This window comes from Shewanella sp. 125m-1 (assembly GCF_052977065.1).
In genome coordinates this window covers 1-18,563 of record NZ_JBRILT010000012.1, presented here as the reverse complement: position 1 = coordinate 18,563, position 18,563 = coordinate 1, and the positions used below count along the sequence as shown (strand labels likewise).

20 protein-coding genes are annotated in these 18,563 nt (G+C 43.6%); 16 read left to right on the top strand and 4 right to left on the bottom strand.

Annotated features, from left to right (window positions below; all coding sequences use genetic code 11):
* Positions 1-43 precede the first annotated feature (43 nt).
* The 4 genes from hslU to tsgA all read left to right on the top strand — a co-directional run bounded on the left by hslU (position 44) and on the right by tsgA (position 4,065).
* Positions 44-1,369, top strand: a complete 1,326-nt coding sequence (hslU, locus tag ACVBIK_RS07710; protein WP_447159790.1) for an ATP-dependent protease ATPase subunit HslU — start codon at positions 44-46, stop codon at positions 1,367-1,369.
* 116 nt (positions 1,370-1,485) lie between these two features.
* Positions 1,486-1,881, top strand: a complete 396-nt coding sequence (locus ACVBIK_RS07705) for a gamma-butyrobetaine hydroxylase-like domain-containing protein (protein WP_447159791.1) — start codon at positions 1,486-1,488, stop codon at positions 1,879-1,881.
* Between the two features lie 216 nt (positions 1,882-2,097).
* Positions 2,098-2,802 carry a purine-nucleoside phosphorylase gene (gene deoD, locus ACVBIK_RS07700; RefSeq protein WP_447169419.1) on the top strand — a complete coding sequence of 235 codons (705 nt, stop codon included), beginning with the start codon at positions 2,098-2,100 and terminating at the stop codon, positions 2,800-2,802.
* 93 nt (positions 2,803-2,895) lie between these two features.
* Positions 2,896-4,065 carry an MFS transporter TsgA gene (gene tsgA, locus ACVBIK_RS07695; RefSeq protein ID WP_447169418.1) on the top strand — a complete coding sequence of 390 codons (1,170 nt, stop codon included), beginning with the start codon at positions 2,896-2,898 and terminating at the stop codon, positions 4,063-4,065.
* Between the two features lie 53 nt (positions 4,066-4,118).
* On the opposite strand, the gene ACVBIK_RS07690 is transcribed toward tsgA, so the two are convergent.
* The 4 genes from ACVBIK_RS07690 to ACVBIK_RS07675 form a co-directional block, all read right to left on the bottom strand.
* On the bottom strand, positions 4,119-4,790 hold the full coding sequence (locus ACVBIK_RS07690) for a Crp/Fnr family transcriptional regulator (RefSeq protein ID WP_447159794.1): 672 nt from the start codon (positions 4,788-4,790) through the stop codon (positions 4,119-4,121).
* Between the two features lie 82 nt (positions 4,791-4,872).
* Positions 4,873-5,928: an MJ1255/VC2487 family glycosyltransferase gene (locus ACVBIK_RS07685; RefSeq protein ID WP_447159795.1), complete on the bottom strand. Its 1,056-nt coding sequence runs from the start codon at positions 5,926-5,928 to the stop codon at positions 4,873-4,875.
* A 9-nt stretch (positions 5,929-5,937) separates the two neighbouring features.
* A complete protein-coding gene (locus ACVBIK_RS07680) occupies positions 5,938-6,450 on the bottom strand; it encodes a phosphatase PAP2 family protein (RefSeq protein WP_447163301.1) in 513 nt (170 codons plus the stop codon).
* A 306-nt stretch (positions 6,451-6,756) separates the two neighbouring features.
* On the bottom strand, positions 6,757-7,008 hold the full coding sequence (locus ACVBIK_RS07675) for a YgjV family protein (RefSeq protein ID WP_447159796.1): 252 nt from the start codon (positions 7,006-7,008) through the stop codon (positions 6,757-6,759).
* Between the two features lie 338 nt (positions 7,009-7,346).
* On the opposite strand from ACVBIK_RS07675, the gene rraA reads away from it, so the two are divergent.
* The 12 genes from rraA (at position 7,347) to hemB (ending at position 18,223) form a co-directional block, all read left to right on the top strand.
* On the top strand, positions 7,347-7,832 hold the full coding sequence (gene rraA, locus ACVBIK_RS07670; protein ID WP_447159797.1) for a ribonuclease E activity regulator RraA: 486 nt from the start codon (positions 7,347-7,349) through the stop codon (positions 7,830-7,832).
* Between the two features lie 230 nt (positions 7,833-8,062).
* Positions 8,063-9,097, top strand: coding sequence for a formimidoylglutamase (locus ACVBIK_RS07665; protein ID WP_447169417.1), 1,035 nt, complete (start codon positions 8,063-8,065; stop codon positions 9,095-9,097).
* A gap of 204 nt (positions 9,098-9,301) precedes the next feature.
* Positions 9,302-10,057 carry a bifunctional demethylmenaquinone methyltransferase/2-methoxy-6-polyprenyl-1,4-benzoquinol methylase UbiE gene (gene ubiE / locus ACVBIK_RS07660; protein WP_447159799.1) on the top strand — a complete coding sequence of 252 codons (756 nt, stop codon included), beginning with the start codon at positions 9,302-9,304 and terminating at the stop codon, positions 10,055-10,057.
* An 11-nt stretch (positions 10,058-10,068) separates the two neighbouring features.
* A complete protein-coding gene (locus tag ACVBIK_RS07655; RefSeq protein WP_447169416.1) occupies positions 10,069-10,692 on the top strand; it encodes a ubiquinone biosynthesis accessory factor UbiJ in 624 nt (207 codons plus the stop codon).
* The gene (gene ubiB, locus ACVBIK_RS07650) at positions 10,689-12,338 is read left to right on the top strand and encodes a ubiquinone biosynthesis regulatory protein kinase UbiB (protein ID WP_447159801.1); all 1,650 of its coding nucleotides are present in this window, start codon (positions 10,689-10,691) and stop codon (positions 12,336-12,338) included. The genes ACVBIK_RS07655 and ubiB overlap by 4 nt, the downstream gene beginning before the upstream one ends.
* Before the next feature lie 60 nt (positions 12,339-12,398).
* A complete protein-coding gene (gene tatA / locus ACVBIK_RS07645) occupies positions 12,399-12,668 on the top strand; it encodes a Sec-independent protein translocase subunit TatA (protein WP_447159802.1) in 270 nt (89 codons plus the stop codon).
* A 6-nt stretch (positions 12,669-12,674) separates the two neighbouring features.
* The gene (gene tatB, locus ACVBIK_RS07640) at positions 12,675-13,070 is read left to right on the top strand and encodes a Sec-independent protein translocase protein TatB (protein ID WP_447159803.1); all 396 of its coding nucleotides are present in this window, start codon (positions 12,675-12,677) and stop codon (positions 13,068-13,070) included.
* Between the two features lie 3 nt (positions 13,071-13,073).
* Positions 13,074-13,841 (top strand): twin-arginine translocase subunit TatC, encoded by a 768-nt coding sequence (tatC, locus tag ACVBIK_RS07635; RefSeq protein WP_447159804.1) that lies wholly within the window; start codon positions 13,074-13,076, stop codon positions 13,839-13,841.
* Positions 13,842-14,013: 172 nt separating this feature from the next.
* The gene (locus ACVBIK_RS07630; protein WP_447159805.1) at positions 14,014-14,520 is read left to right on the top strand and encodes a hypothetical protein; all 507 of its coding nucleotides are present in this window, start codon (positions 14,014-14,016) and stop codon (positions 14,518-14,520) included.
* Positions 14,520-15,314 carry a TatD family hydrolase gene (locus ACVBIK_RS07625; RefSeq protein ID WP_447163298.1) on the top strand — a complete coding sequence of 265 codons (795 nt, stop codon included), beginning with the start codon at positions 14,520-14,522 and terminating at the stop codon, positions 15,312-15,314. Before ACVBIK_RS07630 ends, ACVBIK_RS07625 begins: the two co-directional genes overlap by 1 nt.
* Positions 15,314-17,188: a sensor domain-containing diguanylate cyclase gene (locus tag ACVBIK_RS07620; RefSeq protein WP_447169415.1), complete on the top strand. Its 1,875-nt coding sequence runs from the start codon at positions 15,314-15,316 to the stop codon at positions 17,186-17,188. The genes ACVBIK_RS07625 and ACVBIK_RS07620 overlap by 1 nt, the downstream gene beginning before the upstream one ends.
* A gap of 24 nt (positions 17,189-17,212) precedes the next feature.
* Complete coding sequence (hemB, locus tag ACVBIK_RS07615) at positions 17,213-18,223, top strand: porphobilinogen synthase (RefSeq protein ID WP_447159808.1); 1,011 nt, start codon at positions 17,213-17,215, stop codon at positions 18,221-18,223.
* Positions 18,224-18,563 lie beyond the last annotated feature (340 nt).

The following is an 18,563-nucleotide window of genomic DNA, read 5'->3' as shown; positions in this document are numbered from 1 at the left end:
CATTCGTTTATACGAAAAATGCTGCAAAGCATGAGGAAAGATTATGTCTGAGATGACACCACGTGAAATTGTTCATGAGCTAGATAGCCACATTATTGGCCAGCAAAAAGCCAAACGTTCAGTGGCCATTGCCCTACGTAACCGCTGGCGTCGTATGCAGCTTCCTGCCGATCTTCGTCAAGAAGTCACGCCAAAGAACATTCTTATGATTGGTCCAACAGGTGTAGGTAAAACTGAAATTGCTCGTCGCCTAGCTCGGCTAGCAAAAGCGCCATTTATTAAAGTCGAAGCGACTAAATTTACTGAAGTGGGTTATGTCGGTAAGGAAGTCGAGCAAATTATTCGTGATTTAACCGACTCAGCTATCAAGCTTACTCGCGAAGAGCAGATCAAAAAATGTAAATTCCGCGCAGAAGAAGCTGCTGAAGAGCGTATTTTAGATGCCTTGCTACCTAAGCCGAAAGAAGATTGGGATAGCGAAAAAACGGATAGCAGCGCAACTCGTCAAATTTTCCGTAAAAAACTACGTGAAGGTCAGCTAGACGACAAAGAAATTGAGATCGATGTTGCCGCGCCGCAAGCTGGTATCGAGATCATGTCTCCTCCAGGTATGGAAGAGATGACGAACCAACTACAAAGCATGTTCCAAAACATGGGACCTGGTGCCAGCAAGCGTCGCAAGATGCCAATCAAAGAAGCTTATAAGCTATTGATTGAAGAAGAGGCGTCTAAACTGGTTAATCAAGAAGATCTTAAAGAGCAAGCCATTGAACTGGTTGAGCAACACGGCATCGTGTTCCTTGATGAGATCGATAAGATCTGTAAGCGCGGCGAATCATCAGGCCCTGATGTGTCTCGTGAAGGCGTTCAGCGCGATCTACTTCCTCTGGTTGAAGGTTGTACCGTTAATACTAAGCACGGCATGGTAAAAACCGACCATATCTTGTTTATCGCCTCTGGTGCTTTCCAGATGTCTAAGCCTTCGGATCTTATCCCTGAGCTTCAAGGCCGCCTACCTATTCGTGTCGAGTTAGATGCGCTGTCAGCAGGTGATTTCAAACGCATTCTAACTGAGCCGCATGCGTCGCTGACGGAGCAATATATTGCTCTGATGGGGACAGAAGGTGTCACAATTGAATTTACTGAAGATGGTATCGACAGTATTGCAGAAGCGGCATGGCAAGTGAACGAGCGCACAGAAAATATCGGTGCACGTCGTCTTCACACTGTTATGGAACGCTTAATGGAAGAGTTGTCTTATGAAGCTTCTGACAAGTCTGGTTCAGTGACGGTTATTGATGCCGCATACGTGAAAGCAAGCCTAGATAACTTAGTTCAAGACGAAGATTTAAGTCGCTACATTCTCTAAGCTAAACTTAGAAAACGAGCCACTGCAATAGCAAAATAAGTGATAGCGGTTAAGGACAATCTTGTGCTTAACCGCTATTGTATTTTCAATACTCTCTAAATCATTTTGGTTAATCAATGACTCAAGATAACAACACCCCAAATGTTGAAGCGCTTAAGCTGAAACGCAAATCTCGCCAGCTTGAGATGACATTCGATAATGGTGAAACCTTTCAGTTGAGCTGTGAGATGTTGAGGGTTTACTCGCCTTCGGCTGAGGTCCATGGCCACGGTAATCCAGTACTGGTGACCCACAAGAAAAACGTCAACATCACCGCTATCGAGCCTGTTGGTAACTATGCGGTAAAAATCGTCTTTGATGATGGCCATGATACCGGTTTGTTTTCTTGGAAAGTCTTGTACGATCTTGCCACCCACCAAATAGAGCTGTGGGAAAAGTATCTTGCTCGTCTACGCGCGGCAAAAGCCAGTCGTGAACCATTAATCGATATGACTGTGAAGTATCACAAGTAGTACGTTTTACGAGATCGCCTAAAGCCTTTTAGGTGATCTACATCTTCTCTTTCGACTGTAGTTATTCGTTCAAATCACAAAACTCTGCCTATACCCGCCACTTTTCTGTGAGCAAATACAAAAAAATGCGCATATTTCAGCCTATGCGGACTTATGTCCTCTATACATACCGCATCGAGATTTACTATCTGCTGCAATCAAAAAAGAGGATAACTCATGACTGCACATATCAATGGCAACGCAGGCGATTTTGCTGAAACAATCATCATGCCGGGCGATCCACTTCGCGCCAAATACATCGCAGAGAATTTTCTAGAAGATGCTGTTGAAGTAACCAACATCCGTAATATGCTAGGTTACACCGGCTTCTATAAAGGCCAGCGCATATCGGTAATGGGCCACGGTATGGGTATTCCATCTATGGTGCTATACGCCCATGAGCTTGTTGCTGACTTTGGGGTAAAGCGCATTATTCGAGTCGGTAGCCTTGGCGCGACTCAGCAACACGTTAAAATTAATGACGTAATTCTAGCTCAAGCAGCGGGTACTGATTCACCCACTAACGCTAAGCGTAGCAGCGGTTATCAGATGGCCACTTCGGCAACCTTCGACCTACTGCATAAAGCCTATATGATCGCACAGCAAAAGCAGATCAACGTTAAAGTCGGTAACGTATTTAGTGGTGACATGTATTACGATCCTGATGAAGATATGATCCCAGCTCTTGAACGTTTTGGCGTATTAGGCGTCGATATGGAAGTGGCTGGTCTTTATGGCCTTGCCCACCACAAAGGCTTTGAGTCACTCGCGATTCTAACGGTTTCTGACCACTGCTTAACTGGCGAAGAGACCAGTGCAGAAGCGCGTCAGCTCACCTTTAACCAAATGATTGAGCTGGCCTTAGAAACAGCCTGTCAATAAGACTCAAATAAGCCGCTCGAAGCCTAGCTTCCAGCGGCTTTCTTTTTAATGATTCGTTTTTAGCTGGTGATACAGCAACAATAGGAATAGATGATGAAAAACAAAATATCTCTAACCTTGCTCAGCTTTTTAGCCAATTTCGTGATGGCAGGCTTTGCAACCCAATTCGGTATGCTAATAGAACCGATTAGCGAAAAATTCTCTGCCAACGTAAATGAAGTCGCTTCCATCTTCTCGCTGCTTAATGGCGGCGCGCTAGCCGGTACTATTGCTGCCTTTTTCTTAATTGAAAAGATTGGTATAAAGCGTATCACCCTACTCAGTTATGTCAGTATTGCCCTGAGCGCTGCAGCCCTTCACTTTACCGGCTCACTGAGCATCGTGATGGTCGCAATGACGGTGATCGGCCTTTGTGGCGGTGTAGGCCTTTGTATTGCGGGTACGATAGTGGTATCGGTATGGAAAAATAAAATTCAAAGCACCATGCTAGTCGTGCAAGATGCCACCTTTAACGTGGCAGGTGTGGTGTTCCCACTGATCACGACCTACGCACTAAGCAATGCACTTTCTTGGAGTTATAGCTACCTTGCCGTTGGTATTGTTGCACTCGCTACAGCAGCAATAGCACTCGCCACAAACTTCGAGCTTTGTGAAACTAAGGGCGAAGCTGTCACAAGCAAAGATCAGTCTGAGTGGAACCTTGGTATTATCAGCGGCGGTTTAGGCTTATTTCTTGGTATGTTAGCGCTTTATACCTTCCTAACTTGGGCGCCGATGTTCGTTAAGACTAAATTCGACATCCCATTTGAAGAAGCCGGTAACATCATCACTCAGTACTGGTCTGCTGCTTTAGTGGGTGCGTTAGTATCAACAGTGATTGTATCGAGAGTTAAAATCCAACACTTTATTATGGGTATGATTTCACTGGCATTAGTCATTACCAGTCTTATCGTCACCACAGATAACTTAAAATGGATTGGCTATTTAACCTATGGCTATGGTTTTGCTTGTGCCGCACTGTATAACGCCTTTATCGCTTACGGTGTATCGTTTGTGAAAAATGCCAGTAGCCGAAATGTGTCGTATATCTTAATTAGTGGTAGTGCTGGCGCAATGTTCAGCCCAGCTATAAGCTCACTATTTGAAAGCATTATCGGACTACAAACCGTCATGTACGCAATTCCGGTTATCTACGCGCTTATCATTGCAATGTTGATACTGTCTAATCGCCAAAAAGTCGCGTTAACTCAACAAACAGCATAAAGCTCAGGCTCAGTTTGCACATAATAGCTCTAAACCTACATATAGGTTTAGAGCTATTCAATAAACGCTTTCAACCCTTCTAAATCACAAATGATGAGCCCCTCTTTTTCTCGCTTTATTAGTGTAAGATCTTCGAGTTTTTTGACTGCACGGCGATAAACCCTGTCAGTTGTCGCAAAGCGCTCCGCCTCTAAATAACATTTAGTAAACCCTTCTACCGGCTGGTCTTTCAAATACTGATGATAAAGATCATAGGCGATGTTATACGCTATCGGATAGAGCATTCTGCGGGTAAAAATATCGACTGTGTCCTGATAATCGATGGCTATTGCACTGGCAAAAAACAGTGCAAACTGCGGCGTTTTGAGCAATGCCTGTTGCAGCTTGTCACCATTAATAATCGAGATCTCTAACGTTTCCTCTGCAATGATATCCAGCTGGCATAGATAATCGGTAAAGAACTCCATTTCGCCAAATAGCTGTGAATCACAGGTCATGGTCCCCAACTGAAAGCTGCGGCCATTTCTGGCGGTATAGCCCATAGAAATCCGTCCATGAGGCACCAGGATTAACGCATTAACCTGTTGACCTTGCTGCATCAACTTGTGCTGCGCTGCTACAGTTTTGGTCTCAGTAATGCACTCTCGCATAATCTGCTCAATAGCATCATGCTCTTGCTCCCATAAAGAATGGAAGCGCCCTTTTGCGAGTGGTTTTAGCTGCATAGTTTTGTTGGTCTAGTTTACATTCAGGCGATTGATGTTTTTATTATACGCCTTTGTTAGCATACTAGGCACCTTGCTCAGGCTAGGGGCTCTTTTTCTGCCAACTCACTGGTAAGCTTACGTTGTCCCATAGTGCTTTGCATAATACCTCGGGCTGGCTCCAATTCCCTTGCAGTAACCATGTGACTAGCGCATCCCCCACTTCTGGGTATTGAATCGCTTCTGGCATGGGGTCTTTTAACCAACGCCTTAATGCATGCGGATCTAAATGTGTTTTCATGCACTCTGCCGCGCCTAACAGCTCTAGCGCTGCCACGTTAGACTGCTGCTCAAATTGCCCTAATAAAGGCTTAATCAATAACTTTTTACCCAGTGTTAATGCTTCGCTGGCAAGCTCAAAGCCCGCATTGCCAATCACCCCCCCACAACTTGCCATCGCCGCTTTAAAACCAGCTCTATCAAAACCATGCCACTGAATATGCTCGGGCAAAGGATGGCGAGCTGTAGATGCGTGATATACCAAAAAGGTATAGTCGCTAAAGGGGGTAAGAAATTTTATGATCTCATTCGGTGATTCAAAGGGGAGGTAGACTAAGATCTTGTGTGCTAGTTGTTTCTGCACTTTATCCACCTCGACAAACGGCGGTAAAATTGGAAAGCCGAAGTGATGCCAGTGACACCCTAAAGCAATATCCACAGGCGCAAAATAACTTAACATGACCTCATTAAACCAACTGTCACCCACTTTAGGGACGGGGTAGTTCAATGCGGCTTGGTGACTAATCCCGATAGAAGGGATGCCTTGATTTTTTGCGGCCCAGGCTGACACTGGTTCAAAGTCATTGAGCACTAAGTCATAACCGCTTAAGTCTAGATTCTTAATGTCTTTAATAAAGCCAAACCAGGCATTCTGTTTTGCGGTTTTTGCCACACTCACTCGACCATTTGCAGTGGCAAATGTCAGCCCAGATTGAACCTGATACTCACCAAAACATTGCATATCAAAGAACTGCTCTGATGAGCGACCAGAAAAAAAGAAATCAACATCTACACCTTGTCGCTGAAGGGCTTTTGCCATCACCCTGGCGCGGCTTAAATGACCATTCCCCGTACCTTGAACACCATAAAGAATTCGCACATGACACTCCTAAATAAATTGCTGACTCAGTAATACAGAGACGATGCCCAGCAATGCGCCTGCAACAATATCGAGTGGGTAATGCACACCCAGCACCACCCGAGCGAGACCTATAGCCAAAGCCCAAGCTACGGCGATGTAAAAAAGTTGCGGGTAAATAAAGTAGATACTGGTTGCCATAACAAATGCCGCTGCGGTATGACCTGATGGCAAACTAAATTTATCTGCGGGTTCAAAGCTTGCCACACCGTCAGCTAAGGCATGACAAGGGCGAGGCCTGCGGATCATATTCTTGAGTGCAAAATACAACGGTAACTCAACAAGGTATGCAGCAATCATCGAGTTAAGCAGATACTCACCTTTGCTATCGATGATGAGAAATATCACCGCCATATAAAGGTACACAGGACCGTTGCCAGATGCAGATAGGGAAAGCGCCCACTTTTGCAGCCCGTGCTGCTGACCTTGCTGGACTATATAACGGTAAAGGGACCTATCTAACGTCGTTATCGAAGCCATTATCATTACCTCCCAATTATTTTTACGCTCTTATATCATTGGCAAGCTATGAAAACTCCATGACACCACGGTGACAACTTATCTAAAGTTTTATGACACACATTAATTAAGTCTGAGCGAATGAACGCGATAACGGCCAGGTGAGCTTACAATTAGCGTGTATAACCACAATGAATAACGTCAGATAAGCGAATGCAATGACAAATGACAATGGAAGTAACGATGGGAAGTAAGGATAGGAATAAACAAACGGAGGTAACCAGCCCGATAGCAAAGTACACTAGGCTGGTTTAATAGGCGTTTTGCAGACTACTCAGAGGCAAGCTCAGCATTATTACGATTACGATAAAGCTTTAATAAATGGTATATGTTGATACAGGCAACGAAAGCATTCATACCCGCTACAGGCCATGCTTCAATTGATGCGCCGTAAATGACAAACAGCGAACATCCGGTAAAGTTAAGACATCTCAACCAAATAATGTCTTTCATCATAAGTGAAATCGCCACCATCACTGATGCGGCATAGCCGATGATCTCAATAGTATTAACAGCTTCCATAAGGCACCTTTTTTAGGCCCTATGCCTTCCCTAAGCTAGCTGGGGGATCCTTGCCCCTAAAGCGGGTAAAAATTAAAGTTTAAGTTAAATTATCTGACAACATGCTAACAAACATAGCCACCAATTGTAATAATAAAACGTCATATAATGACTTGAATCATGTTTTTGTGGCTTTATTGAACAAATGGGAGAAAAATTACTACAACAAACTCAAACGCTGCCTTAATAGACAATTGCGTGATTGATAACACTTTTCTTTTTAAGAATCCCTTATATACTGAGTGAAACTACTTGCTTGCTCGGACTTCTGAGCATCTCTATCTATCAGGAGTGTTCTTATGGAATACAACACCTCAGAACTTTGTGACACTTATATCGATGTTGTTGATGTTGTCGAACCCATGTTCAGTAATTTCGGGGGTTGTAACTCTTTTGGTGGCTCAATTAGCACCATTAAATGTTTTGAAGACAATGGCCTTATCATTGATGCCGTTCAAGAAGATGGAGAAGGTAAAGTACTATTAATTGATGGCGGTGGATCACTTCGCCGTGCACTTCTCGATGCCAAAATTGCAGAAGTCGCTGTAGCTAATAACTGGGAAGGTATCATCGTTTACGGTACTGTTCGTGATGTTGATGCACTAGAGGATTTAGACATTGGTATCCAAGCATTAGCCTCGATTCCTGTTGGCGCTGACAGCAATGCAGTGGGTGAACTAGAAATCCCGGTAAACTTTGGTGGTGTAACTTTCTTACCAGGCGATCACGTCTATGCTGACAACACTGGTATCATTCTTTCACCAGAGCCGCTAGACATCGACTAATCTGATAGAGAACAGGCGCTATTGAGCCATTTTATAAAGTCAGTTCTATAAAGTTAGTTCGTTTATTTCAGTCTCGAGCCAGCTCAAGATGATTTAAAAACCAGTCCTAAGTGACTGGTTTTTTTGTGCCTGTATTTATCCGTTAAGCTCTATACCTCTCTCCCCTACTTGCGAATAGGATTAATCCGCTTAAACTAACGGCTATCAGAGCTAACAATAAGAATAATAACATGCAGCATTTGACACTCTTCAACCAAGCCACACTTCTAACGCTGCTCAATACACGCGATGGCGAAACCAAGCTAGGACAAAGAGTTCAGCTTGCGGATCACAATTTAGATCTCAGCAGTAATTTGGCGCTGGCTAAACAAAATGGTGCGCGCTTTGCTCTTATCGGAATAGGAGAGGATATTGGTCCTCGGGCTAATTTAGGCAGAGGAGGCGCAACCGATGCATTTGATAGCGCCATGGGCCAATTTCTTAATCTGCAGTCAAACCGATTCCTCTGTGGCCAACAATGCTTAGTACTAGGGCAAATTAATACCCAAGATCTTCAGCTTCCTAATAACGCGTCAGCTGATGAGTTACGCAACAATGTCGAGCTATTGGACGAGCGAGTCATGCTAATTCTGTCTCAGGTCTTTAGCGCCGGACTCGAACCTATCGTCATTGGAGGCGGGCATAACAATGCCTACGGCTTATTAATGGCTGCAAAAAGTGCATTTAAACGCCCTATCGCGGCGGTGAATATGGATCCACATTCAGATTTTAGGCCTAAAGAAGGCCGCCATAGTGGTAATGGTTTTAGCTACGCAGCAGCGTCGGGGGCACTAGGCTATTATCATGTAGTTGGCCTACATGAACTAAAAAATAGCGAAACGACACTCGAGCAACTAAAAGCTTTTGGTGGCCATTGGCATAGCTTGCAGCAGATCTGGGTTCGTCGTGAGATCAGCCTAGAAACAGCATTAAAAACGATAAGCAAAGATCTTAATAACACCCAACTTCCCGTAGCTATAGAGCTCGATCTTGACGCCATCACTAACATGCCAAGCAGTGCATCCACCGCCGCTGGTGTACCGTTACTCGATGCACTGCATTATGTCAGTTATATCGCCAAACATTGCCCAAGCGCCTACCTGCATTTAGCAGAAGCGGCGCCTAGTTGCCATGTTGCAGGAGCAGAAGCCGGCCACCGTGAAACAGGCCAAAGCATTAGTGAATTGATCTACTCCTACATAAGCGGACGTATTAATGCTCTATAGCCAGTAATAATTATTCAACATTGGTAAAGATTGTGGTGTAATGCGCTGTCAATTTTGCGATAGCCTGCGTCATCACTCATTTTTTTATTATCATTCGATGGATAGTTAACCTTCGTCACAGAGTGGTAGATGAAAGATTCAGCAATCCAGTTCAATGGCTTACAATCGCAACAATTTAATTGCTAACGTTATAGGAATAGATAGATGTCAGAGGACACTCCAAAGAGCACTCACTTCGGTTACAAAACGATTGAAGCAGAGAAGAAAGCCGACATGGTCGCTGGCGTATTCCATTCTGTCGCCGCAAAGTACGACATTATGAATGACGTCATGTCTTTCGGTATCCACCGTATGTGGAAGCGCTTCACTATCGAAAGTGCAGGTGCGCGCCCAGGTATGAAGGTGTTAGATTTAGCCGGTGGTACCGGTGATTTAACGGCTAAGTTTTCTCGCATTGTCGGTGAAACAGGCCAAGTGACGTTAGCTGATATTAACGACTCAATGCTTAAAGTGGGTCGTGAGAAGTTAAGAGATAAAGGTATTGTAGGCAACGTGAATTACGTGCAAGCAAACGCTGAAGCACTGCCTTTTCCTGATAACCACTTTGATATCATCACCATTGCTTTTGGTCTACGAAATGTAACCAATAAAGATGCAGCGATTGCATCAATGCTGCGCGTATTAAAGCCGGGCGGAAAGCTACTGGTACTTGAGTTCTCTAAACCTCAGCATGAAATTATGCGTAAAATTTACGATCTGTATAGCTTTAAAGTACTGCCAAAGATGGGATCACTCATCACCAAAGATGCAGACAGCTATGAATATCTGGCTGAATCTATCCGTATGCACCCAGATCAAGATACCTTAAAGCAGATGATGGAAGATGCGGGCTTTGAACAAGTCAACTACACCAACATGACTGACGGTATCGTTGCCTTACACAAGGGCTATAAATTCTGATTGGACTCACTATGTCTCGTGACCTGCCATTACTTGCCTGCGCCGCGATAGAGATCAGTTTAAATAAGCTGATCTCGCAATCTCCTGAAGACTACGCAAAGTTGCGTACTCTTCACGGCAAGGTCTTATGCATTCAACTATCACAGCTCAACTGGCCGCTTTACTTTTTATTTGCCAAAGAGATCCAAGTTTTCTCTCGCTACGAAGGCGAAGTTACCACTAAAGTGAATGCCGATATCACTACGCTTTACCAGCTGACTGAAGGTGCCAACCTTACCGAGCTGATTAAGCAAGATAAACTCAGTCTCGAAGGTGACTTAAGCCTATTACAGACCTTTAGTCATTATATGCAGCAAATTGAGATTGACATAGCAGAGCCTATCTCACGCTATATTGGTGACGCGCCAACGCACTTTCTTAGCCAAGGCCTCAAACAAGCCAAAAATGACCTGACAGATGTGCTGCGTAAAACTCTCTCACACCTTGGCCAGCTCACAATCGAAGAATATAGGCTCGCTCCTCATAAACTCGAATATATCCATTTAAGTGATAGAATCGATGATTTAGCTGTCGATGTCGACGCTATGGCTACACGAGTAGACCAACTTATCAACAGGGTAAAAATGAAACCATGACAGTAAAAAGTATCAGGCGCGCTTATCACGTCATTCGTACTGCTTTGCATTACGGACTCGATGATTTAATTCCTTCTAAGTTAACGCCTTGGTACTTCAAACTGTTAAGGGGTTGCTTCTTCTGGCTACGAAACCAACACAAAGATAAAGTGGGTGGTGAACGTTTAAAGTTAGCAATGCAGGAGCTTGGGCCGGTTTACATCAAATTCGGCCAGATGCTATCGACGCGTCGAGACCTACTATCTGATGAATGGGCCGAAGAGCTTGCGATGCTGCAAGACAGAGTGCCGCCTTTTGATTCAGCCATTGCGCGTGCCTCTATAGAATCGGAGCTCAATGCCCCTATTGAAACCTATTTCGATGACTTTAACGATACACCGTTAGCGTCAGCTTCTATCTCTCAAGTTCATACTGCAACACTTAAATCTAATGGTGCAGCGGTGGTTTTAAAAGTTTTACGCCCCGATGTCGAACAAAAAGTACATGCTGACATCCTCTTGATGTCGCAAGCAGCCGCTGTCTTAGAAAGTTTACTCGGTGCCAATAACCGCTTACGCCCAGCAGAAGTGATTGAAGACTATCGCACCACAATTGAAGGCGAACTAAACCTCAAGCTTGAAGCCCTTAATGCCATAAAGTTACGTAATAACTTCCTCGATTCCAATGCGTTATATATTCCGTATATGTACGAGGAACTATGCTTTACCCGCCTTATCGTAATGGAGCGCATTGATGGTGTACCCGTTTCAGATAAAGCCGCGCTAGAGGCACAAGGCACTAACTTAAAGTTGCTTGCAGAACGCGGGGTGGAACTCTTCTTCACACAGGTGTTCCGTGATAACTTTTTCCATGCCGATATGCACCCAGGCAATATTTTTGTTAGCCGTGAGCACCCTAACGATCCTTTCTATATCGGTTTGGACTGCGGCATTATGGGCACTTTAACCGATGAAGATAAGCGTTACTTAGCTGAGAATTTTTTAGCCTTTTTCAATCGCGATTACCGCCGTATTGCTCAGTTATATATAGAATCAGGCTGGGTTTCGCCAGATACCGATGTCGGTGCATTTGAACAAGCAGTAAAAGTCGTTTGTGAGCCTATGTTCAACAAGCCACTGGATGAGATTTCATTTGGACACGTTTTACTCGAGCTTTTTAGAACGGCTCGGCGTTTTGACATCGTTGTTCAACCCCAACTGGTACTACTCGAAAAAACCTTGCTGTACATCGAAGGGCTAGGCCGTCAGCTATACCCACAACTAGACTTATGGCAAACAGCAAAACCTTTTTTAGAGCAATGGATGGCGGAGCAAGTTGGGCCAAAAGCAATGGCCGACAAGGTTAAGAAACAGTTACCTTATTGGGCCGAACATTTGCCAGAATTACCAGAGCTTATCTACGACAACCTAAAAATGGGTCGCAACCTATCTAAAAACCAGAATAATTTGTTAGATCGGTATCTCAAACATCAGCAAAAAGCTCATAAAAGTAACTATCTTTTAATTACATCAGCTGTTTTAGTGATCTGTGGCACTATTTTGTTAAACGAAGACGCTACACTATGGCCCTCTTATGGCAGTATTGGCATAGGCATCACTCTGTGGGTGCTCGGATGGCGATCTAGACCAAAGAATCGCAAAATTTAGCTAGACCTAAATAACCAAAGGTTCATAATGGAACCAGTATCTAATTAAGAGGATTCATCCATGGGTGGCATTAGTATTTGGCAACTTCTTATTATTGCTTTGATTGTCGTATTATTGTTTGGAACTAAGAAGTTACGTTCACTAGGCGGCGATTTAGGTGGTGCAGTTAAAGGCTTTAAGAACGCAATGTCTTCTGAAGAAGAAAAGAAAGCTTTAGAAGAAAACGCAACTGACAAACCAACTGCTGACACTGCAAAAGTGACAGAAACTGCAAAAGTTGCAGAGACAGCCGAGAAAAAGGCTGAGTCTAAAGGCAAAGAACAGGCGTAATCGACTATGTTCGACGGTATCGGCTTTATGGAGTTGCTGCTGATTGGGATCTTGGGCCTTGTCGTACTTGGCCCTGAAAGACTCCCAACCGCTGTGCGCTCAATTTCTAGCTGGATCCGCGCCATGAAAAAAATGGCTAACTCGGTAAAAGACGAATTAGAGCAAGAGCTTAAAATTGAGCAACTGCACTCTGATTTGAAAAATGCAGAGAGTCAGGGTTTAAAGAACCTTTCTCCAGAGTTACAGGATTCAATCGATCAATTAAAAGAAGCGGCTCAATCTGTTAATCGTCCTTATCAAGTAGAAGACGTTCCAGCGGCGAAGGATACACCAGCCAAAGAAACCCCTCCTGCAGAGACAAGTGCGACAACGAGTGCTAATTCAGACAAACCTAACGGGTAGTCCATGTCACAACAGCAGCCATTAATTAGCCATTTGCTTGAATTACGCACTAAGTTGCTAAAAGCAATTGGCAGTGTTCTTTTGGTATTTATTTGCTTAGTCTACTGGGCTAACGATATCTACCATTATATGGCCACCCCATTAATGCAAGTTCTGCCTGAATCAAGCAGCATGATTGCAACTGATGTAGCTGCGCCATTTTTTGCCCCTTTTAAATTAACACTGGTTCTGTCGTTTTTTGTTGCAGTTCCTTATGTTCTTTACCAAGTGTGGTCTTTTGTCGCACCTGGTCTATATAAGCATGAAAAGCGTCTGGTTGTGCCATTACTAACCAGTAGCACACTCCTTTTTTATCTAGGTATCGCTTTTGCTTACTATATAGTTTTTCCGGTCGTCTTTGGCTTCTTCGCCAGTGCCGCACCAGAAGGGGTAGAGGTCGCAACTGATATCAGCAGCTATCTAAGCTTTATTCTAAAGTTGTTCTTTGCTTTTGGTTTAGCGTTTGAAATCCCTGTAGCAGTGATTCTGTTATGCTGGGCAGGTGTAACAACACCTGAAGACCTGAAACAGAAACGCCCTTACATTGTTGTTGGCGCCTTTGTTATCGGTATGCTTTTAACGCCTCCAGATATTATCTCACAAACGATGCTAGCAATTCCTATGCTAATTTTGTTTGAAGCAGGTTTGATTGCCGCACGCTTCTACAGCAAAGGTAATCAAGACGACGAAAGCGAAGACGGAGATGAACAGAAAGAATCTGAGTCACAATAGACTTTCTTGTTAAGCTTATAAAAAGGTATTATCTCGTTATAAATCAACAGAGATAGTGCCTTTTTTTTGTTTTTACAGCATTAAACCATCAATAACATTAATGTTTCAATTCGCCTAATAAAATGTAAAATCAGTCTAAAACCTGCTTTATAAAAATAAAAGGAAGTTATTGATGATCAAGCAACACTTATTGCTACTTACCACAGCGTCTTTACTTATCTCAAGCGGCGCCCATGCATCCGTTGAAACTCAGTTAACACAATGCGCAGCAATTCAAGATAAGCTCGAACGATTAATTTGTTATGACAAGCTTTCTTCATCACTAAATTCAACTAAAACTGGACAGCTCCCAGTTACAGAAACCGTCGCCGTTGCGGCATCAACCACTGCCGTCGCATCAACGGCAAACAAAACATCACATGATGACTTTGGCCAAGTAAAAAAAGCCGACAAAGAAGAGATAAGCAAGATCTACCTAGAGGTAGCAAAAGTATCTAAAGATGCTTACGGCGCCTTAAAAATTTCATTTGCCAACGATCAAGTCTGGAAACAAACAGATAACCGCACCTTCCGGATAAAACCAGGGCAAAAAGTCTTTATTGAAAAAGCGGCTTTTGGTTCATTTATGCTAGGTACGGATGACCGTAACACGACTATTCGAGTAAAGCGTCTAAAGTAATGCCTCAATATATGGATATAGCTGTCAATCTTATCGGCAGCTCGCTTGAAAAAGATATTCAACGTGTAATTGAAGATGCGACTAATCAGTCGGTCACTTCTATGGTTGTTATTGGTAGCCACTTAGATGAAAGCAAGCACGCTATCGCCCTATGTGAGCAGTTTCCTGATCAACTCTATAGCACTGCAGGTATTCACCCTCATCATGCCAGTGAATGGCAAACAAGTAGCGCTAACACTATCCGTATGCTTGCACAGTCGCCATGCGTCATTGCCATAGGCGAATGCGGTCTTGATTACAATCGAGATTTTTCACCACGGGATGTGCAGCGAAACGTTTTTGCTAAGCAGCTAGCGCTCGCTGTTGAGCTAGAAATGCCAGTGTTAATGCATGAACGCGATGCTCACCCAGATTTCTTAGCTATTTTAAAAGAATATCGCACAGATCTCCCCGCAGCGCTGCTGCACTGTTTTACAGGCAATATGCAGTCTCTCGAAGCTTATATAGAGCAAGATATTTATCTTGGGGTTACTGGGTGGGTTTGTGATGAGCGCCGTGGCCAAGAGCTGGCTTCGATTGTCCCGTATATTCCAGATAACCGTCTTCTTATCGAAACAGACAGCCCATACCTTTTACCAAGAAGTATGCGGCCAAAGCCTAAGTCGAGTAAAAACGAACCCAAATATCTACCTTATATCGCTCAGTATATTGCCGATCTAAAAAAACAAGACATGAGTACTTTTGCAGATAATACCTATAAAAATAGTCGCCGTTTTTTTGGATTGGATTTTTAATGCTTTTTCACTTTCAGCTTATTGCTCTTATCGCTCTATTCAGCTTTTCTAATATCGTCAATGCCGAAAACCACCAATTTGTCAGTGAACAACACACCACAGAGGTTCAGCTATCACCTCAGCTATATATTGCTGAGGCACTGCCAGACTCGAACATACAGCAAGCCGTAAACTTTACAGAGCGACAATGGCAACCATACGATCCTAAAAGCATCACAGGGATTGGGCAAAAATCGTATTGGGTTAGGTTCAGTCTTAAGCTGCAGAACCATGAACCTAGACAGCAGATTTTGTCGATAACCAACCCGCATATTGATTATATTGAGCTATACCATTTTAACCGTTCGACTCTAGTGGAGCAGCTGAATGTCGGCGATAACTATCCCTTTAGTCAAAGACCTATTCTAAGCACTGACTTTTTATACCCTTTTAACAGCCAACAACATGATAGCCATAGATTCTACTTACGAATAAAGGGGACTGGCTCAGCGTACCTCCCTATCACCTTATGGAACAGCGACGCTTATTATCAAAATGCGGAGCAGCAGTCTATTTTCTATGGTTTTCAGATAGGTGTACTGATGGCTATTGGTATCTTTAGTTTACTGATTGCCATCACATCCAATTCATTCAGTTATAGCTATTATGCAGGTTATGTACTTTCTATTACTCTATTTGTCGCGACCCTGCACGGCTTAGCCTTTCGATTTATTTGGCCAAATTGGCCGATTTTTCAAGAGTACGCATTACCAGCCCTGCTAAGCTTATCAATGATGTTCGCCTTCCTGTTCTCAGAGAAGGTTATGCAACTAAAACATCACAACCAAGCCATGCTAAGGCTCTGCCGTTCCAGTGCAGCCCTTTCTGTATTGCTGCTGTTTCTTGGCTTACTACTTAACTACACGGCCGCGCTAATTATTAATATTTACGCCGTCATGTTTGCAAGCCTTATGCTGATGTATATGTCGGTGACCCAAGCAATTAAGGGCTACAAGCTAGCAAAACTATTTGCGATTGGCTGGGCGGGCATGATGCTAGGTGCGTTGATATCCGGGGCTATCTATTTAGGCCTGCTCAATTGGACTATTGACCCTAAAACCCCTTTTTTGGTTGGACTAAGCATAGAAGTTATTTTTATGGCTGCGCTATTAGCCATCCGCTATAACGACGAACGCTTATCTAAACAGAAAGTCCAAAAAGAGGCCTTAGCCCAAGCAAAACTTGCCAAAGACAATAAAGAAGAAGCGCTACGAATTGAAGCCAGAAGTAGTGAGCAATTAGCCCAAATGGTACAAGAGCGAACCCTTGAGTTAGAGATTGCTTTAAGAGAGCTTAATGAAGCGAATCAAAAGCTCACCGAACAGACAACAAAAGACAGCCTTACCGGCGTGAAAAACCGTAATTCATTTGATCGGCGTATTATTGCAGAGGGCCGAATTAGCCGTAGGCAGCAGTCTCCAATGGCAATTTTGATGCTTGATTTGGATCGTTTCAAATCAATTAATGACTCCTACGGTCACCTTGCTGGTGACCACGCCTTACGAGTGGTCGCTAATAAATTAAAAGAAAACTTAAAGCGACCAACCGATCTAGTATCACGTTTTGGTGGTGAGGAGTTTGCTATTATATTACCCAATACTGATCAAATTGGTGCTGAGCAAGTCGCTGAGACAATTAGAAAAGTTATCGATGAACTCGTTATTTACTGGGAAGGCAATGCCATCCCTCTAACGGTAAGTATTGGGGTGAGCAGTGAAATTGTCACCTCAGAAGAACATACCACCTTGTTATTAGAACAGGCTGATAAAGCACTTTATCAAGCCAAGAATGAAGGGCGTAACCGTATTAAGTTATACAGCCCTGAACAAGATTAATATCACCATCGTCTGGAGCCTAATGTGAATATTATTACCAGTGCCTACCCACAACGTAGAATGCGTCGTATGCGCAAACATGAATTTAGTCGCCGCTTAATGGCTGAAAATCGATTAACAGTTAACGATTTAATCTACCCAATGTTTGTTCTCGAAGGGAACAATCGCACAGAGCAAGTCGCCTCAATGCCTGGTGTTGAACGATTATCTATCGATCTTCTGCTTAAAGAAGCCGAAGAGCTAGTGGAACTAGGTATTCCTCTGATCGCTCTTTTCCCAGTGACTCCAGCTGAGAAAAAGACTTTGATGGCCGAAGAAGCCTACAATGCAGATGCCTTAGCACAGCGTGCTGTGCGCGCACTGAAAGAAGCCTTCCCTCAGTTAGGTGTGATGACTGACGTAGCACTTGATCCGTTTACGACTCATGGTCAAGACGGCATCATTGATGAAACCGGCTACATCATGAATGACATTACAACTGAAATTTTAGTAAAACAGGCACTATCACATGCTGAAGCTGGTGCAGATATTGTTGCGCCATCAGATATGATGGATGGGCGTATTGGCGCGATTCGCCAAGCGCTAGAAGAAGCTGGTCACGTTAACACCCAAATCATGGCGTACTCAGCTAAGTACTCTTCAAATTACTACGGACCTTTCCGTGATGCCGTTGGCTCAGCAGGAAACCTTAAAGGTGGCAATAAGCATAGCTACCAAATGGATCCAGCTAACAGCGATGAAGCCCTGCATGAAGTCGCTCTAGATATTCAAGAAGGCGCTGATATGGTTATGGTTAAGCCTGGCATGCCATATTTAGATATCGTTCATCGTGTCAAGACTGAGCTCGCTGTACCCACTTTTGCTTACCAAGTAAGCGGTGAATACGCGATGCACATGGCTGCAATTCAAAATGGTTGGTTAGCTGAGAAAGCTATCGTTATGGAATCATTGCTTTGCTTTAAACGGGCAGGTGCAGATGGCATTCTAACCTACTTCGCTAAACGCGCTGCTCAGTGGTTAAAAGAAGACAAATAATTTAACCTAGTCATTAAAAAGCCAGAGAATGCCTCTGGCTTTTTCATTCTCCCTTCATATTAGCCTCACCCCTTATTTCCAAACCACCCACTAGACTCTTGCTCCTTTGAAAAACCAAGTGTTCTGTTTGCTACTAGAGCGTACAACAAAAAAACCTGATTTATACCAAACTGGAAAATTAACTGGTCACACTTGCCCAATCCCTAGAACACAATTTTGTCACTCGCTCTGAACTCTCAGTAAAGGTATTCCAAGCCTCACACACACTATCGACAATATCTTCATAATTTTTGAAAACTCTATTAGCAAGGCAGTGTTGCCGCATCCAGCTCCATACTTG

Coding starts and splice junctions, on each gene's coding strand:
- ACVBIK_RS07665 (WP_447169417.1), top strand. CDS start 8,063: ATGCAGCATTTGACACTCTTCAACCAAGCCACACTTCTAACGCTGCTC.
- ACVBIK_RS07655 (WP_447169416.1), top strand. CDS start 10,069: ATGTCTCGTGACCTGCCATTACTTGCCTGCGCCGCGATAGAGATCAGT.
- ACVBIK_RS07620 (WP_447169415.1), top strand. CDS start 15,314: ATGCTTTTTCACTTTCAGCTTATTGCTCTTATCGCTCTATTCAGCTTT.
- rraA (WP_447159797.1), top strand. CDS start 7,347: ATGGAATACAACACCTCAGAACTTTGTGACACTTATATCGATGTTGTT.
- hslU (WP_447159790.1), top strand. CDS start 44: ATGTCTGAGATGACACCACGTGAAATTGTTCATGAGCTAGATAGCCAC.
- tsgA (WP_447169418.1), top strand. CDS start 2,896: ATGAAAAACAAAATATCTCTAACCTTGCTCAGCTTTTTAGCCAATTTC.
- tatB (WP_447159803.1), top strand. CDS start 12,675: ATGTTCGACGGTATCGGCTTTATGGAGTTGCTGCTGATTGGGATCTTG.
- ACVBIK_RS07675 (WP_447159796.1), bottom strand. CDS start 7,008: ATGGAAGCTGTTAATACTATTGAGATCATCGGCTATGCCGCATCAGTG.
- ubiE (WP_447159799.1), top strand. CDS start 9,302: ATGTCAGAGGACACTCCAAAGAGCACTCACTTCGGTTACAAAACGATT.
- ACVBIK_RS07690 (WP_447159794.1), bottom strand. CDS start 4,790: ATGCAGCTAAAACCACTCGCAAAAGGGCGCTTCCATTCTTTATGGGAG.
- ACVBIK_RS07630 (WP_447159805.1), top strand. CDS start 14,014: ATGATCAAGCAACACTTATTGCTACTTACCACAGCGTCTTTACTTATC.
- tatA (WP_447159802.1), top strand. CDS start 12,399: ATGGGTGGCATTAGTATTTGGCAACTTCTTATTATTGCTTTGATTGTC.
- ACVBIK_RS07705 (WP_447159791.1), top strand. CDS start 1,486: ATGACTCAAGATAACAACACCCCAAATGTTGAAGCGCTTAAGCTGAAA.
- ubiB (WP_447159801.1), top strand. CDS start 10,689: ATGACAGTAAAAAGTATCAGGCGCGCTTATCACGTCATTCGTACTGCT.
- tatC (WP_447159804.1), top strand. CDS start 13,074: ATGTCACAACAGCAGCCATTAATTAGCCATTTGCTTGAATTACGCACT.
- deoD (WP_447169419.1), top strand. CDS start 2,098: ATGACTGCACATATCAATGGCAACGCAGGCGATTTTGCTGAAACAATC.
- ACVBIK_RS07625 (WP_447163298.1), top strand. CDS start 14,520: ATGCCTCAATATATGGATATAGCTGTCAATCTTATCGGCAGCTCGCTT.